This is a genomic window from Oleiphilus sp. HI0086, assembly GCF_001635225.1.
Genome location: NZ_LWFZ01000505.1, coordinates 1 through 299 on the forward strand (window position 1 = coordinate 1; position 299 = coordinate 299).

The 299-nt window shown below is 45.8% G+C and carries 1 protein-coding gene; it reads left to right on the top strand.

Translation table 11 applies throughout. The features are described from left to right. Positions 1 to 299 (top strand): hypothetical protein (locus A3756_RS27495; RefSeq protein ID WP_197481216.1); only part of this gene is annotated, 299 nt, incomplete at both ends.

Below are 299 nucleotides of genomic sequence, written 5' to 3' on the forward strand. Positions count from 1 at the left end.
ATGAGGTATTGGTTGGTCTCAACGTTCTAGATTCATCGGACGCCGTAAATGACAATGATGGTGATGGCTCGTCTAATCTTGATGAATATTTGGCAGGGACACAAATAGACAACGCAAGCAGCGTACCGGAACTCCCGTCAACCCCTGATTCGGGTGGACAAGATATTTACGCTGTTGAGCTTAATTGGTCGGCACCAAACACTAGAGAGGATGGAAGCGCTTTGAGCCAGGGCGATATCAAGTCTTATAAAATTTATCGTGGGGCAAGTAGTGGCAATATGGTGTTGCTAATAACCGTA